Source organism: Micromonospora sp. NPDC004704, from assembly GCF_053601675.1.
In genome coordinates, this window is record NZ_JBSGCD010000011.1 from 224,560 (window position 1) to 238,707 (window position 14,148).

Consider the following 14,148-nt stretch of genomic DNA (forward strand, 5'->3'; position numbering starts at 1 on the left):
GTTCCGTTCCGGGTTACTGGAAGAGCGCGTCCACCTGCGGCGCCTTCGTGACCAGGCCGTCGCGCAGGGCCAGGTCGGCCAGCGCCTGGATGGACTGCCGGTTGATCTCCGCGGGGAAGGAGGGCAGCGTCAGGGTGGGGATGATCTCGGCCCCGATCGAGGTGTACGTGGACAGGACCTGACGGGTCTCGTCCCGGTGGGCCGAGGCGTACGCCTGCGACTCCACCATTGCGTCGGTGAACGCCCGGACCAGGTCCGGGTCGGACTTGAGCAGAGCCTCTGAGGTGAAGTACGTGGCCACCGAGAGGTTCGGGGTCGCCTCCGCGTAGGCCGAGGAGATGTCCCGGCCCTTCTGGTTGCGGGCGATGGTCAGGAAGGGCTCGACGATGAACGCGGCGTCGACCCGACCGTTCGCCACCGCTGCCGGCATGTCCGGGAACGGCAGCTCGACGAACTTCACCGTCTTGGGGTCGCCGCCGGCCTTGCGGACCGCCTCGCGTACGACGGTGTCGCTGATGTTGTTGAGGGTGTTGATGGCCACGGACTTGCCGGACAGGTCGGCGCTCGACTTGATCGGGCTGCTCTCCGGCACGACCACCCCGGCGAAGTCCTTGCCCGGGGTGCCGGTGGAGGAGGGACCCGGCGCCACGATCTTGAGGGGGAGCCCGCGGGTCTGTGCGAGCAGCAGCGAGGTGTTGTTGCTGAACCCGAACTGGAACTGGCCGGAGAGTACGGCCGGGACGATGGCGGCACCGCCCTGGGCCAGTTCGAGCTTGACCTCGAGCTTGCGGTCGGCAAAGAATCCCTTTTGGACGCCCAGGTAGATCGGCGCCACGTCCAGGATCGGAATCACCCCGACGGTGATCTTCGTGGCCTGGTCCCCGGCCCCGCTGTCGGTGCTCTCGCCGTCTCCACCACCGCCGCAGGCGGTGAGCAACATGGCGGCGGCCAGGACAACGGCAAGTTTTCTACGCATCTGGTGCTCCCGATCCGGCCGAAAACACGTAGCTTCCGGCCAACCCCGTGCGAATCGTGAGGATGGATTCCTCTATGGACCCTAGAGACGGTCGGACGGGCGGTCAACAAACAGCCGATCGGAGCCGCTGGGCAGCGGATCGTCGACCGGCGTTGCGCCGTCCGGTGGCCGGGCCGATGCCGTACGGGCCGGCTCAGTCCTTGTCCTTCTCGCACGCGATGCCGTCGCCGTCCCGGTCCAGCCTGGCCGAGTAGCCGGGATCGCCCCGGTGCAGCGGCGTGACACCCGCCCGGCGGGCCTGGTTGCAGTTCCGGTAGACGACGGCACCGCCCCGGCCGGGCTCCGGGGTCGGCGCGACGACGGGTTGGACGATGGGCGAGGTGGTGGCCGTGGTCGCGCTCCGGGTGGTTCCGATCTGCGGCCGGGGCTGGGCCGGCGGCGCGGGGGTGGTCGGTCGGGTTGTCGTCCGGGGCGTGGGGGGTGCCGGCGGCGCGACCTGCACCGGCGCCCTGGCGGCACCGTCCGGTGCCAGCGCGGTCGGGGTCTGACCGGCGAATACGGCGCTCAACGTGGCCGCTCCCACCCCCAACGTCAGGACCAGCAGCAACGCGAGGAGCCAGATGCGTCGGCGGTTGGCGCCGATCCGGACAGGAACGGCGGCGGTGGGCGAGGGGTCCGCCGGGCGGGGGACCGCCGAGCGGTAGCGGCCCGCCGCCTGGTTACCTCGCCCGTACGCGAACGCGCGGGGTTCCTGCCGCTGGTTGTCGAGGGGCGGCTGGCTCACCAGAGCAGGTTACAGGTGCGCTCAGCGAAGCCGGCCGATGGCTGTCGACGCGTCCGGGAACGATCAGACCGGTCGTCGCCGGCCCGGATGTGGCCTGCGCCACAACACGGAACACGGGGCACGGTTTGTTACTTGAGTCGTACAGGCTCAACTCAAACGATGGCAGGTGTTCGATGGCAACTCTTCCGGTTCTGCCCCTGACCGACGCAGTCCTGCTGCCCGGGATGGTCATCCCGGTGACCCTCGACCCGAGCACCCAGGCTGCCGTCGACGCCGCTCGCGCGGCGGGTGACAAGAAAGTTCTTGCGGTGCCCCGGGTGGACGGGGAATATGGCTCTATGGGCGTTATCGCCCTGATTGAGAAGGTCGGTCGGCTGCCTAGCGGCGAGCCGGCTGCCGTGGTCCGTGGCATGTCCCGGGCCCGGATCGGTTCCGGCGTGCCCGGACCCGGAGCGGCGCTCTGGGTCGAGGCGACCGAGCTCGACGAGCCCGCGCCGACCGGCAAGGCCAAGGAACTCGCCCGCGAGTACAAGGCCCTCACCACGTCGCTGCTCCAGGAGCGCGGCGCCTGGCAGGTCATCGACGCCCTCGAGCGGATGACCGACCTGTCCGAACTCGCCGACTCCTCCGGGTACGCCTCGTGGCTCACCCTGGCCCAGAAGACCGAACTGCTCTCCGCGCCCGACGTGACCACCCGACTGGAACTGCTCGTCGGCTGGGTTCGCGACCACGTCGCGGAGCAGGAGGTCACCGAGCAGATCAACTCGGAGGTACGGGAGGGTCTGGAGAAGTCCCAGCGCGAGTTCCTGCTCCGCCAGCAGCTCGCCGCGATCCGCAAGGAACTGGGCGAGGACGAGCCGGACGGCTCGGCCGACTACCGGTCCCGGGTCGAGTCCGCCGACCTGCCCGACAAGGTACGCGAAGCAGCCATGCGCGAGGTCGGTCGGCTGGAACGGGCCAGTGACGCCTCCCCGGAGGCCGGCTGGATCCGCACCTGGCTGGACACCGTACTGGAAATGCCCTGGACGACCCGGACCGACGACAACACCGACCTGGCCTCGGCCCGTGAGGTACTCGACGCCGACCACGCCGGACTGAGCGACGTGAAGGACCGGATCCTGGAGTACCTGGCCGTGCGCAACCGTCGGGCCGCCTGCAACCTGCAGGTGGTCGGCGGCCGTGGCTCCGGTGCGGTGCTCGCCCTCGCCGGTCCGCCCGGGGTGGGCAAGACCAGCCTCGGCGAGTCCGTCGCCCGCGCGCTCGGCCGCAAGTTCGTCCGGGTCTCGCTCGGCGGCATCCGCGACGAGGCGGAGATCCGGGGTCACCGGCGCACCTACGTCGGTGCGCTGCCCGGCCGGATCGTCCGGGCACTGCGCGAGGCGGGTTCGATGAACCCGGTCGTGCTCCTGGACGAGGTCGACAAGATCTCCGCGGGCTACGCCGGTGACCCGGCCGCCGCCCTGCTCGAGGTCCTCGACCCCGCCCAGAACCACACCTTCCGGGACCACTATCTGGAGGTCGACCTCGACCTCTCGGACGTGCTCTTCCTGGCCACCGCCAACGTGGTCGACTCCATCCCCGGCCCGCTGCTGGACCGGATGGAACTGGTCACGCTCGACGGCTACACCGAGGAGGAGAAGGTCGCCATCGCCCGCGACCACCTGCTGCCCCGGCAGCTCGAGCGGGCCGGCCTCACCGCCGAGGAGTTCAGCGTCAGCGACGAGGCCCTGGGCCAGGTCGCGGCCGAGTACACCCGCGAGGCGGGGGTACGGCAACTGGAGCGGGCCCTGGCCCGGATCCTGCGCAAGGTCGCGGTCGCGCTGGCCACGACCGACGAACCGGTACGGGTCGACACCGACAACCTCAAGACCTACCTGGGACGGCCCCGGTTCACCCCGGAGTCGGCCGAGCGCACCGCCGTACCGGGCGTGGCTACGGGTCTGGCGGTGACCGGTGCCGGTGGCGATGTGCTCTTCATCGAGGCGACCAGCATGGAGGGCGAGCCGGGGCTGACCCTGACCGGCCAGCTCGGCGACGTGATGAAGGAGTCGGCGCAGATCGCCCTGTCGTACCTGCGCTCGAACGGCCGCAAGTTCGGGCTCGACCCGAACGCGCTGGCCGGACGCCGGATCCACCTGCACGTACCGGCGGGTGCGGTGCCCAAGGACGGCCCCAGTGCCGGCATCACCATGGTCACCGCGTTGGCCTCGCTGGCCTCCGGCCGGCCGGTACACCCGGAGTTCGGGATGACCGGTGAGGTCACCCTGGCCGGTCGGGTGCTGCCGATCGGCGGGGTGAAGCAGAAGCTGCTCGCCGCACACCGGGCCGGCCTCACCGAGGTCATCATTCCGGCGCGCAACGAGCCGGACCTGGACGACCTGCCGACCGAGGTGCGCGAGGCGCTGACCGTGCACACCCTGGCCGACGTGGCGGACGTACTCGCGCTGGCCCTGCGGCCGGCCGAGGAGGTCGAAGACGCGCAGACGCTGGACGGTCCGGCGCTGGCGGTGGCGTAACACCTGCGATCGCCCATGGTCCCGGGCGGTCGATGCGAGGGCGCTCCACTTCGGTGGGGCGCGCTCGCCGTACGTGGTGAACGGCTATGACGTCATGCCGTTCGGTCAGCCGTCGGCGGGCGGGCACTCTCGTTTCTGGACGTACATCGTCTTTGATGTGAGTACATCGAAAACGATGTACGAGTTTGCCGCGTTATACGTCCCAGACGGAGGACCTGACGCTCCGGGGGCTCTGCCGTGTCCCCGGGCGGCGGGGGAGGGCGGATGGCACACTGCGCGCATGGGTGACGTACGGCTGGACCAGCGCGACCCGGGCGAGAACAGTGAGGCGCCGACGCTGCTGCTGGTGCACGGGCTCGGCGCGACCGGTGCGGTCTGGGACCGGTGGCGTCCCTACCTCGACGAGCACTGGCCGGACCGTTGGCTGGCGCCGGACCTGCCCGGCCACGGCGTTGCGAAGCCGTTGCCGCGTTACACCTTCGGCGCCCTGGCCGGCAGTCTCGCCGACCTGCTCGACCGGGACCGGCCGGTGGTGGTGCTCGGGCACTCGCTCGGCGGGGTGCTGGCACTCGCCCTGGCCAGCGGCTGGTTCGGCGTACGGGTCCGGACCGCGATCGGGTTGGGCATCAAGGTGCGGTGGAGCGCCGACGAACTGGCCCGGGCCGGTGCGCTCGCCCGACGCCCGGTCACCTGGTTCGACTCGTACGAGGCGGCGGCCGACCGTCACCTGAAGGTCTCCGGGCTGGCCGGTCTGCTGCCGCCGGACGATCCGGCGATCTCGACCGGGGTGGTGGCGCAGGACGGGCGTTGGCGACTGGCGCTGGATCCCGCCGCCTTCGGGGTGGGTGAGCCTGACCTGCCCGGCCTGCTCGCGGCGGCCCGTGGTCGGGTGGTGCTGGCCAGGGGAGAGCACGACCCGATGGTCACCGCGGAACAGTTGACCGTGCTGTCGCCCTCGGCGGTGACCCTGCCCGGCCTCGGCCACAACGCCCACGTCGAGGACCCGCTCACGGTGTCCGGGCTGCTCACCCCGGCATCGGCCCCTGTCGCCGGGCAACCGCTCACGCCCTGAGCGGAGCTCCCCGGCTGGTAGAGTGGCCTACGAGTGATCAGGAACCAGGGAGACGAAGACATGGTGGGTGACGACGACATCTCCGGGTGATACCCGGAAGTGATCGGCCACCGGTGGGCGCCCAACAGCGCCGACGTGGCCATGTTGTCGTTCGATCCTTCCCTGTTTCCCCGCCGGGCGGCCCCGGTACGCCCGCATCACCATCTAAGGCACTCGCATGTCCGATGCGTTCATCGTCTGCTCGAACCTTTCCTTCTCCTGGCCCGACGACACCCCGGTCTTCCAGGACCTGTCCTTCTCCGTCGGCGGCGGCCGTACGGGCCTCGTCGCACCGAACGGTGCGGGTAAGAGCACCCTGCTCAAGTTGATCGCCGGGGAGCTGACACCCGGCACCGGCTCCGTGTCCGTCAACGGGATGCTCGGTTACCTGCCGCAGACCCTGCCGCTGGTCGGTGACCTGACCGTGGCGGAGGTCCTGGGCATCGCCCCGGTGCTCGCGGCCCTGGACGCGATCGAGTCGGGCGACGCGAGCGAGGAGCACTTCACCACGATCGGCAACGACTGGGACATCGAGGAGCGTACCCGTGCGGAGCTGGACCGCCTCGGTCTCGGCGACGTCGACCTCACCCGGCGCCTGCACACCCTCAGCGGTGGGCAGGTCGTCTCCCTGGGCCTGGCGGCACAGCTCGTCAAACGCCCGGACGTCCTGTTGCTCGACGAACCGACCAACAATCTCGACCTCGACGCGCGTCGCAGGCTCTACGGCGTGATCGAGGAGTGGAAGGGCTGCCTGCTGCTGGTCAGCCACGACCGGTCCCTGCTCGACCGGATGGAGCGCATCCTCGAACTCGACCGGGGCGAGGTCCGCTCGTACGGCGGAAACTTCACCGAGTACACCGACGCCGTGCGCGCGGCGCGGGAGGTTGCCGAGAAGAACATCCGCAACGCCGAGCAGGAGGTCAAGCGGGAGAAGCGGGAGATGCAGCAGGCCCGTGAGCGGGCCGACCGGCGGGCCAGCAACGCCTCGAAGAATCTGAAGAACGCCGGTCTGCCGAAGATCTTCGCCGGGACGATGAAGCGGGGCGCACAGGAGTCGGCGGGTAGGGCGAACACGACACACGCCGGGCGGGTCAGCGACGCCAGGGCGCGGCTCGACGAGGCGGGTCGCGCCCTGCGCGACGAGCAGAAAATCGTGCTGGAACTGCCCGACACCAAGGTTCCGGCCGGACGCACGGTCTTCCTGGGGGAGCGGTTGCGGGTCCGTTACGGCAACCTGGCCCTGTTTGCCGGCGACGGCGCCGACCTGACGATCCGGGGCCCCGAGCGGATCGCGCTGACCGGACCCAACGGCGCCGGCAAGTCGACCCTGCTGCGGTTGGTCAACGGTGATCTGGAGCCGGAGGGCGGCGAGATCAAACGGGCCGACGGTCGGATCGCGTACCTGTCGCAGCGGCTGGACCTGCTGGACCTGGACCGTACGGTGGCGGAGAACCTGGCCGCGTTCGCGCCCCGGATGGCGGAGGCGCAGCGGATGAACCTGCTCGCCCGTTTCCTGTTCCGGGGCTCCCGCATCCACCTGCCGGTCGGGGTGCTCTCCGGCGGCGAGCGGCTGCGGGCCACCCTGGCCTGCGTCCTGTTCGCCGAACCGGCGCCGCAGCTCCTCCTGCTGGACGAACCGACGAACAACCTCGACCTGGTGAGCGTCGGTCAGTTGGAGAGCGCCCTCAACGCGTACGAGGGCGCCTTCGTGGTGGTCAGCCACGACGAACGGTTCCTCGCCGAGATCGGGGTGGACCGCTGGCTGCGACTCTCCGACGGCCGGGTGCTGGAGACACGGGCACCCGACGGCGACTGAGCGCGTACGGAAGGGCCGGACGGGGGACCGGTGACCTACCCCGGTTGGGGTGAGCACCGCCCGCGTCCGGCCCGCCGCTGTTGTCGTTACCGCTGCGCGGTGCGTACCAGGTACTGCACGCCACCCACGTCGGTCTTCGGCCCACCGGCCTTGGCCGGTCCGAACTGGACCACGTCGACGGTGAAGAGCCTCGACGACACGGTCGTCGTGGAGAAGATCAGACTGAACGCCGGTCGTTCACCGGGGTTGAGCAGCAGATCGCTGATCTTGGCGTTCGCCGCCACGATCTCCACCTGGTTGCGGCCGACCTCGCGGATGCCGGTGCCCGGCCGTCCGGCCTGTACCCACCGTTCGAACAGAACCGGACCCAGGTCGGCGACGATCCGGCCGCCGGCATTCTGGAATGGTTCCCCCCGCTGGTTGAACACGAGGTCGTTCCTGGTCGGCACCTCGGTCTCGTTGCCGATCGCGAACGGACGCACGGCGGGGCTTCCGGGGGCCGGGTTGACCGAGTCGACGTTGCGCCACGCCAGGTTGTTGTTGTACTGGACGTTGATGCTGTGGCTGGGACCTTCGGACGTCATCGGGTCGGTGGGGGACACCCACCGGGCCAGCAGACAGAAGTGCCCTGGACCGGGTACGCCGTTCCACGGGATCGTCACCGTGGTGACGCCCGGGGCCGCGCTCGCCGGGGTCGCGCCGATCAGCGTCCAGTGGATCGGCCAGGTCGCGCCGCCGCCCGGAGTCGTACGGTAGAGCTCCAGCGTGCCGTTGCTGACTCCGGAGCCGTACGGGCCGGGGTTGTTCAGCTTGACGAAGACGTAGTTGGTCACGCCGACGATCGGGTTCTGGCTGGTGGCACACTCGATCGCGGTCGGGCAGACCTTGATGTCCGGGCTGGCCCACAGCGGGTTGAGGTAGTGCGGTTCCGTGCCGACGTCACCGGCGACGTCCCGGATGTAGGCGTCGGTACGCGCCGCCACCGTGGCCCCGTCGGTCGTCGAGCCGGCCAGGGCGGCGCCGGCGGTGGTCAGGGTCAGCAGTGTCGCCAACACCGTTCCGACGATCAGTCGGGGCCCTGAGCGTCGGGCATTCTGTCGTGCGGTGCCCATGGTAATTCCCTCCGATTGGTGGTGGAGTGGTCCGACAAATCGCTGCCCGGATGGGTGGCGGGGTCGGCGGAATTACTGTATGGCACAGATCAGCGACTATGTTTCGAGCCGTGATTCCGATTGCCTCGGGTGCCCGGTTATGTCGGTAAGATAGCCATTTCAAATGCGTCCTGAATGTCGACTGGACAAGCCGCCCGCAGCGACCTTCGACAACCGGATGCCGTGCGTCACGGCCGTCGACCGAGATGGAAATACCACCGGACCACGGGTACGCGACCTCCCGGCTCCGCCGCTGTCTGCGCTGCTCCGCCGGTCTTCGACCCGCGGGCGGTGGCCGTGACGTGGATCGCGCGGTCGTCGTCGGTGCGCACCGCCGATCCCGTCTCGTGCGGCTCGGTGCCGACCGTGGGCACCTGTTCTGCCTGGTTCAGTGGACCAGTCAAAACGAGGATGCCGGTAAGTGGCCAGGATGACGAAAGACGTACATCGGGTGCGGTGCACTGGTATCACCGATGCCCGGTGACGAAGAAAATCGGTCGCTCACCCTCCCCAAATGAGCGACCGATGTCCCGAGTCGATCCGGTCAGGGCGTCCAGGTCGGTCCGATGTCCTCCGACCGTGTGGACAGATTGCGATAGATGTCCCGGCGGAGGGTGATCCGTCCGACCGGATGACGGCCGGCGTTGCGCCTGATCCTCCTCAGTCGTCGCTGTTGGTCCACCATGGAATCAAAGCGCTGGTCTGCTGGGTTCGGCATGCCGACCTTCCGGGTTGTCGTCGTCGTCCTCGGGGGCCAGGTGCCGTACGGCCTCGGTGTCCACCTCGACCTCCAGGTCCCTGTTGATCCGGATGTCGATCGCGTACCCCCGGTTGCTCGGTGCGTCCTCCGGGCCTGATGCCTCGGTCGGGTCATCGCGGTCTCGGGGGCTCGCTCCGTCTTGCTGGGTCACTCTTTGATTCCTTTTCGGTTGTAGGGGAGGCTTGTGGCCAGGTGTAGTTTCGTCAAGATCACCTAGGGTGACCGTGACGCTACAGACCATACATTGACTGGCTGGGTCCCTGATCTCCGTGCCGCTAAGGCAAGTGTGTCCCGGCAATTCGGTATAAAAATCGCGCGATGGGGCCATCTGGTGAAATGGTCGCCATCGCGTCCGGTGCGAGTGCCCCACTGAATGGCGCAATGAGTACGCCACAGTGATGGCTGTCAACCTCCGATGTGGATGTCGCACACCCGGTACGTCAATCGGGGTCCTATGTGTCCCACTAGTCGTGTTCCTGACAGCAGACTTCGCAGTAGCGGGAATAACCTCCGGCGACCGCCGCGGGAGCGAAAGTGGGGGCGATCGCCGCCCGGGACGGTCCAGCTCGGTCCGATGGTCGGACCGGTCGTCATCGAGGGGACAACCGTGATCACACCGGGGGAGTGCGCTGTGGCGACCAGAGGCGGCACTGGGAGGCCAGCTCGCGACCGGGGCCCCGGTGCAGGACGGTGCCCGTGACGCGGGTAGCCGACGGACGAACCATGACTGATGGGCGAAGCGTGGCTGACGAGCGAGCGGTGGCCGACGGACCGGGCGGGATCATCGGGGGACCGCCCTTGTCGGCCGGGCCGGTGGTGTCCGAGGCGGGTGCTACCGGTGACGGACCCGTTGCCGGGGGACGGGATGCGGCACCGGGCGTCGGCGACGGCAGCCGGTCACTGGTGAAGGTCACCGTCAACCTCACCCCGCGCGCGGTGGACGCACTCGACCTGGCCTGTACGCGTACCAGGGACACCAAGACCGACACGATCAACCGCGCGCTGGTCGTCTACAACCTGGTGTTGGAGCTGATGGAACGCGGCGGGGGAAGCCTCACCCTGCAGAACCGCGACGGCGGCACCGAACGGATCCACCTGCTCTGAGCGCCGACCGGTCGGGTGACGGGAGGCGCCGGGGTGCCCTGCCGTCACCCGGCGGTGTCAGTTCTGCTCGGTACGGCCGAGGCGCCAGTAGCCCATGAACGCGACCGCCCGGCGGTCCATCCCGTACTCGCCGACCAGTTGCCGGCGCAGCGTCTTGACCACACCCGCCTCGCCGGCCAACCAGGCGTAGAGGTCGCCGTCGCCGGTCTGCCGGTGGTCGTCGGCGTCGACCGGCACCTCCCAGAGGATGTCGGTGTCGACGTCGACGTCCTCCAACTCGACGACGGGCGCCGGGGTCGCCGAGCCGGCGCGCAGCCGTCCGGCCGCCGCCCGTACGGCCGGAACGAGCTGACTGCCGTGTTCGGCGCCGTCGCGCGGCAACCAGGTCACCCGTACGCCGGGCGGTCCGGTGAGCGGGAAGTTGTCGCCGCTGTCCGGGACCTCGAGCAGCGCCTCGCCGTACGCGTCGGCGGGCAGCCGTTCCAGGATCGAGCCGATCGCCGGTACGGCGGTCTCGTCGCCGGCCAGCAGGAGGCGGTCGGTACCGACCGGCGGGTGGAACTCGAGCCCGCCGTGCACGCCGGGGTAACCGGCGTCCGGGCCGAGTAGTGCCGCGGTCGAACCGGGCCGGGCGGCGACGGCCCACCGTGAGGCCGGTCCGCCGTCGCCGTGCAGCACCAGGTCGACGTCGACCTCGGCCATCCGTGGCCGGACCGCCCGGACGGTGTACGTCCGGATCGGGTTGCGCCGTTCGTTCGGCAGTTCCCGCCAGCGCGGGTACCAGTCCGGGCCGTCCGGCATGTCGGCCAGCCCGGTCTCCGGCAGCGGCAGGATGAGCTTGATCCGCTGGTCGTAGCCGTTGTCGGCGAACGCGCCGAGGTCCGGCCCGGTGAAGGTCACCCGCAGGAAACTCGGACTCAGCCTCCGGGCGTGTAACACCTCGACGCCGAAGACGCGGTACGGCTGGATCGAAGTGGGTCGCTCGGCGGTCTGGGTCACGGTAGCCTCCTTCTTCCTAAGGTATGGCTAACCTAACCCGACCAGGATGCAGGTCGTCAACCGGCCCCGTCGGTAGGGGCTTGCCGGACTTGTTGCCAAGTAAGGATTTTGTTGCCGGGGACGGATTTTGTCGCTGGCACCGGACAGGCATGATGATGGCTTCCCACCGACCGGGTCGATGGTCTTCCGCGACGGGGATCAATCCGGTCGACCGGAGGAGGAGCGATGGGGCGGTCCGAGGACAAGCAGTGGATGCCGGACGAGGTGGACCCGACCGGACCGAACCTGGCCCGGGTCTACAACGCGATCGGTGGTGGCACGCACACGTTCGGTGCGGATCGGGAGATGGCGAACCAACTGCTGACCGTGCAGCCCGAGTTGGCGTACTGGGTGCGTACCAACCGGGCGTTCCTGGCCCGGTCGGCCAGGTTCGTGTTCGAGTCGGGGATCCGGCAGGTGCTCGACGTCGGCGCCGGTCTACTCGCCCCGGGCAGCGTGCACGACATCGCCGCCCAGGTCGCACCGGACGCCCGGGTGCTCTACCTGGATCTCGATCCGGTGGTGGTCGCCCAGGCCAACGAGATCCTGCGCGACCAGCCCCTGGTCTCGGCGTTCCGGGGCGACCTGCGTAACCCGGCCGAGGTGGTGCGGCTGGCCACCGAGGCGGGTCTGGACTTCACCCGACCGGTGGCGATCCTGCTGGTCGCGGTGCTGCACTTCGTCCAGGACTCGGACGACCCGGAGGGCATCCTCGCCCGGCTGCGCGACGCCGTACCGGCCGGGTCCTATGTGGTCATCTCGCACGCCTCCCGGCCGCCGCAGCTCACCGACGCCGGTGTCCGGGCGGAGAAGGACTACAGCGAGCGGACCGCGCCGGTGGCGTTGCGCACCCGCGAACAGGTCGAGCGCCTCTTCGAGGGCTGGGACCTGCTGGAGCCGGGACTGGTCCAGCCGCCGTTCTGGCGCCCCGAGCCGGAGGACCTGGTCGAGCCCGCCGACGTCGAGCGGGCCAAGGGAACGCCGGCCTGGGTGGGTGTGGCGATCAAGCGTTGACCCGGTACGAGTGTGACCGGCGCCGGAGTTCAGTCCTTCACGGCGCCGGTCAGGCCGTTGACAAAATAGCGCTGGGCGACGAGGAAGAGCACGATGACCGGCACCACCAGGATCAGTGAGCCGGCCATGATCTCGTTGTACCGGGGCACGTTGCCCGACGCGAGCATCTCCAGGGCCAACGGCAGGGTGTAGCGGGACTCGTCGTTGAGCGACACCCGGGTCAGGACGTACTCGTTCCAGGTGGGCACGGCGGTCAGCACCGCGATGGTGATCAGGGCCGGACGGCTCAGCGGCAGGTAGACCCGCCAGAAGATGCGGCCCTCGCCGGCCCCGTCCACCCGGGCGGCGTCGTGCAGCTCGCGCGGGATCGACCGGAACGCGTTGGTCAGCAGCAACACCGTCAGCGGGGCGGTCCCGTTGACGAACGGCAGGACCAGTCCCAGGTGGGTGCCGAGGATGCCGAGCTTGTTCTCCAGGATCACCAGCGGCAGCAGCACGGTGATGCCGGGTACGAAGAGCAGCGCGACGAAGAACCAGAACAGGAACCGGCGGCCGGGGAAGTCGAGCACCGCGAAGGCGTACGACGCCAGGCTGTAGACGACCAGGACGCCGAGCACGGTCAACCCGGTCACCCGGAGGCTGTTGAGCAGGTAGTCGAAGAAGTGCAGCCGGCTCCAGGTCTCGACCAGGGTGTCCCAGGTCGGCTGGCGGGGCACCAGGTGACCCCCGCGCAGGATCTCGTCGCGGTTCTTCAGGGCCCCGGACACCATCCAGGCGAACGGGTAGAGGCTGACCACGGCGTACAACGCGAGAGCGGCGTACGCGACGAGGTGGCCGACGGAGGGGCGCCGGCGTACGGCCGGTCGGATGACGGTCACTGGCTGCTCCGCAGCAGTCGGGCGTTGACGACGGTGAGCAGCAGGGCGGCCAGGAAGATGAGCCAACCGAGCGCGCTGGCCACGCCGAGGGTGGGGGAGAGGTTCTGGAAGAACGCGAGCTGGTACGCCTGCAGGCCGAGTACGTCGGTGTGCCCGCCCGGTCCACCGTTGGTCATCAGCAGGAAGATCTGGAAGCCCTGCATGGTGTCCCGGATCCCAAGTAGGGTGATCGCCGCGGTGATCGGCACCAGCAGTGGCCAGGTGATGTGCCGGACCACCCGTACGCCCCCGGCGCCGTCGAGCTGCGCGGCCTCCGTCAGGTGCGGGTCGATGGCCTGTAGCCCGGCGAGGTAGAGCAGCATCGCCACCGGCACGCTGCCCCAGATGATGATCACGATGAGGGTGGCGAGTGCGGTGTCCGGATCGGCGAGCCAGCCCTCGGGACGGGCCACGCTGCCCAGACCGACCGAGCGGAGCAGTAGGTTGATCGCCCCGTCCGGTTCGAGGACGTACCGCCAGGCGTAGTAGACCGCGATCCCGGTGGTCACGTACGGCAGGAAGTAGACCGACCTGAGCAGGCCGCGCAGCCGCCGGATGGTGTTGAGCAGTACGGCCAACGGCAGCGCCACCGCCACCGTGCCGAGCGGTACGGCGAGCATCGCGATCGCGGTGTGCCAGGCGGCGGCCCGCAGCTCGGGTGCGAGGGTCGGGTCGCGGTAGAGCAGGTCGCGGTAGTTGTCCAGCCCGACCCACTCCCAGTTCGGGGTGAAGCCGTTCCACTTGGCGAAGCTCAGCGTGACGCTGTAGCCGACGGTGTAGAGCCCCATCACCAGGAAGAGCAGGACGGCGGGTGCGACGAAGGCGTACCCGATCAGCCACTGCCGCCGGGACCGGCGGCCGGCCCGGCGGGTGCGGCGGCGTTGCCGTTGGGTCGGCCCCGCGCCGGGCCGGCCCAACCGGGGGATCGGGGTGAGGAAGTCCACCGAGGCGGCAGAGCGGA

At 69.6% G+C, this 14,148-nt stretch carries 12 protein-coding genes; 5 read left to right on the plus strand and 7 right to left on the minus strand.

Annotation, left to right across the window (positions count from 1 at the left end; genetic code table 11):
- Positions 1–13: 13 nt before the first annotated feature.
- Both ACWEFB_RS18130 and ACWEFB_RS18135 read right to left on the minus strand, forming a co-directional pair.
- Entirely contained in the window at positions 14–976 is a 963-nt protein-coding gene (locus ACWEFB_RS18130) for an ABC transporter substrate-binding protein (protein WP_452286796.1), read from the minus strand.
- Positions 977–1,169: 193 nt separating this feature from the next.
- Positions 1,170–1,760, minus strand: a complete 591-nt coding sequence (locus ACWEFB_RS18135) for an excalibur calcium-binding domain-containing protein (protein WP_452286797.1) — start codon at positions 1,758–1,760, stop codon at positions 1,170–1,172.
- Positions 1,761–1,933: 173 nt separating this feature from the next.
- Here ACWEFB_RS18135 and lon point away from each other — a divergent pair, with 173 nt between their 5' ends.
- From lon to abc-f, 3 genes are all read left to right on the plus strand, one after another.
- Positions 1,934–4,276: an endopeptidase La gene (lon, locus tag ACWEFB_RS18140; protein ID WP_452286799.1), complete on the plus strand. Its 2,343-nt coding sequence runs from the start codon at positions 1,934–1,936 to the stop codon at positions 4,274–4,276.
- Positions 4,277–4,556: 280 nt separating this feature from the next.
- The gene (locus tag ACWEFB_RS18145; RefSeq protein WP_452286801.1) at positions 4,557–5,348 is read left to right on the plus strand and encodes an alpha/beta fold hydrolase; all 792 of its coding nucleotides are present in this window, start codon (positions 4,557–4,559) and stop codon (positions 5,346–5,348) included.
- Positions 5,349–5,565: 217 nt separating this feature from the next.
- Positions 5,566–7,203 (plus strand): ribosomal protection-like ABC-F family protein, encoded by a 1,638-nt coding sequence (abc-f, locus tag ACWEFB_RS18150; RefSeq protein WP_452286803.1) that lies wholly within the window; start codon positions 5,566–5,568, stop codon positions 7,201–7,203.
- Between the two features lie 86 nt (positions 7,204–7,289).
- Here abc-f and ACWEFB_RS18155 read toward each other — a convergent pair whose 3' ends face one another.
- Entirely contained in the window at positions 7,290–8,258 is a 969-nt protein-coding gene (locus ACWEFB_RS18155; RefSeq protein WP_326558873.1) for a hypothetical protein, read from the minus strand.
- Positions 8,259–9,043: 785 nt separating this feature from the next.
- Positions 9,044–9,265 (minus strand): hypothetical protein, encoded by a 222-nt coding sequence (locus ACWEFB_RS18160; protein ID WP_452286805.1) that lies wholly within the window; start codon positions 9,263–9,265, stop codon positions 9,044–9,046.
- Positions 9,266–9,855: 590 nt separating this feature from the next.
- Between ACWEFB_RS18160 and ACWEFB_RS18165 the strand changes: the two genes are divergently transcribed.
- On the plus strand, positions 9,856–10,218 hold the full coding sequence (locus ACWEFB_RS18165) for a hypothetical protein (protein WP_452286807.1): 363 nt from the start codon (positions 9,856–9,858) through the stop codon (positions 10,216–10,218).
- 57 nt (positions 10,219–10,275) lie between these two features.
- Here the strand turns inward: ACWEFB_RS18165 and ACWEFB_RS18170 are convergent, their stop codons facing one another.
- Positions 10,276–11,217, minus strand: coding sequence for a siderophore-interacting protein (locus ACWEFB_RS18170; protein ID WP_452286809.1), 942 nt, complete (start codon positions 11,215–11,217; stop codon positions 10,276–10,278).
- Between the two features lie 225 nt (positions 11,218–11,442).
- Between ACWEFB_RS18170 and ACWEFB_RS18175 the strand changes: the two genes are divergently transcribed.
- The gene (locus tag ACWEFB_RS18175) at positions 11,443–12,270 is read left to right on the plus strand and encodes an SAM-dependent methyltransferase (protein WP_452286811.1); all 828 of its coding nucleotides are present in this window, start codon (positions 11,443–11,445) and stop codon (positions 12,268–12,270) included.
- A 29-nt stretch (positions 12,271–12,299) separates the two neighbouring features.
- On the opposite strand, the gene ACWEFB_RS18180 is transcribed toward ACWEFB_RS18175, so the two are convergent.
- Complete coding sequence (locus ACWEFB_RS18180; RefSeq protein ID WP_452286812.1) at positions 12,300–13,148, minus strand: carbohydrate ABC transporter permease; 849 nt, start codon at positions 13,146–13,148, stop codon at positions 12,300–12,302.
- Positions 13,145–14,148 (minus strand): carbohydrate ABC transporter permease (locus ACWEFB_RS18185; protein WP_452286814.1); only part of this gene is annotated, 1,004 nt, incomplete at its 5' end. The genes ACWEFB_RS18185 and ACWEFB_RS18180, both read right to left, overlap by 4 nt.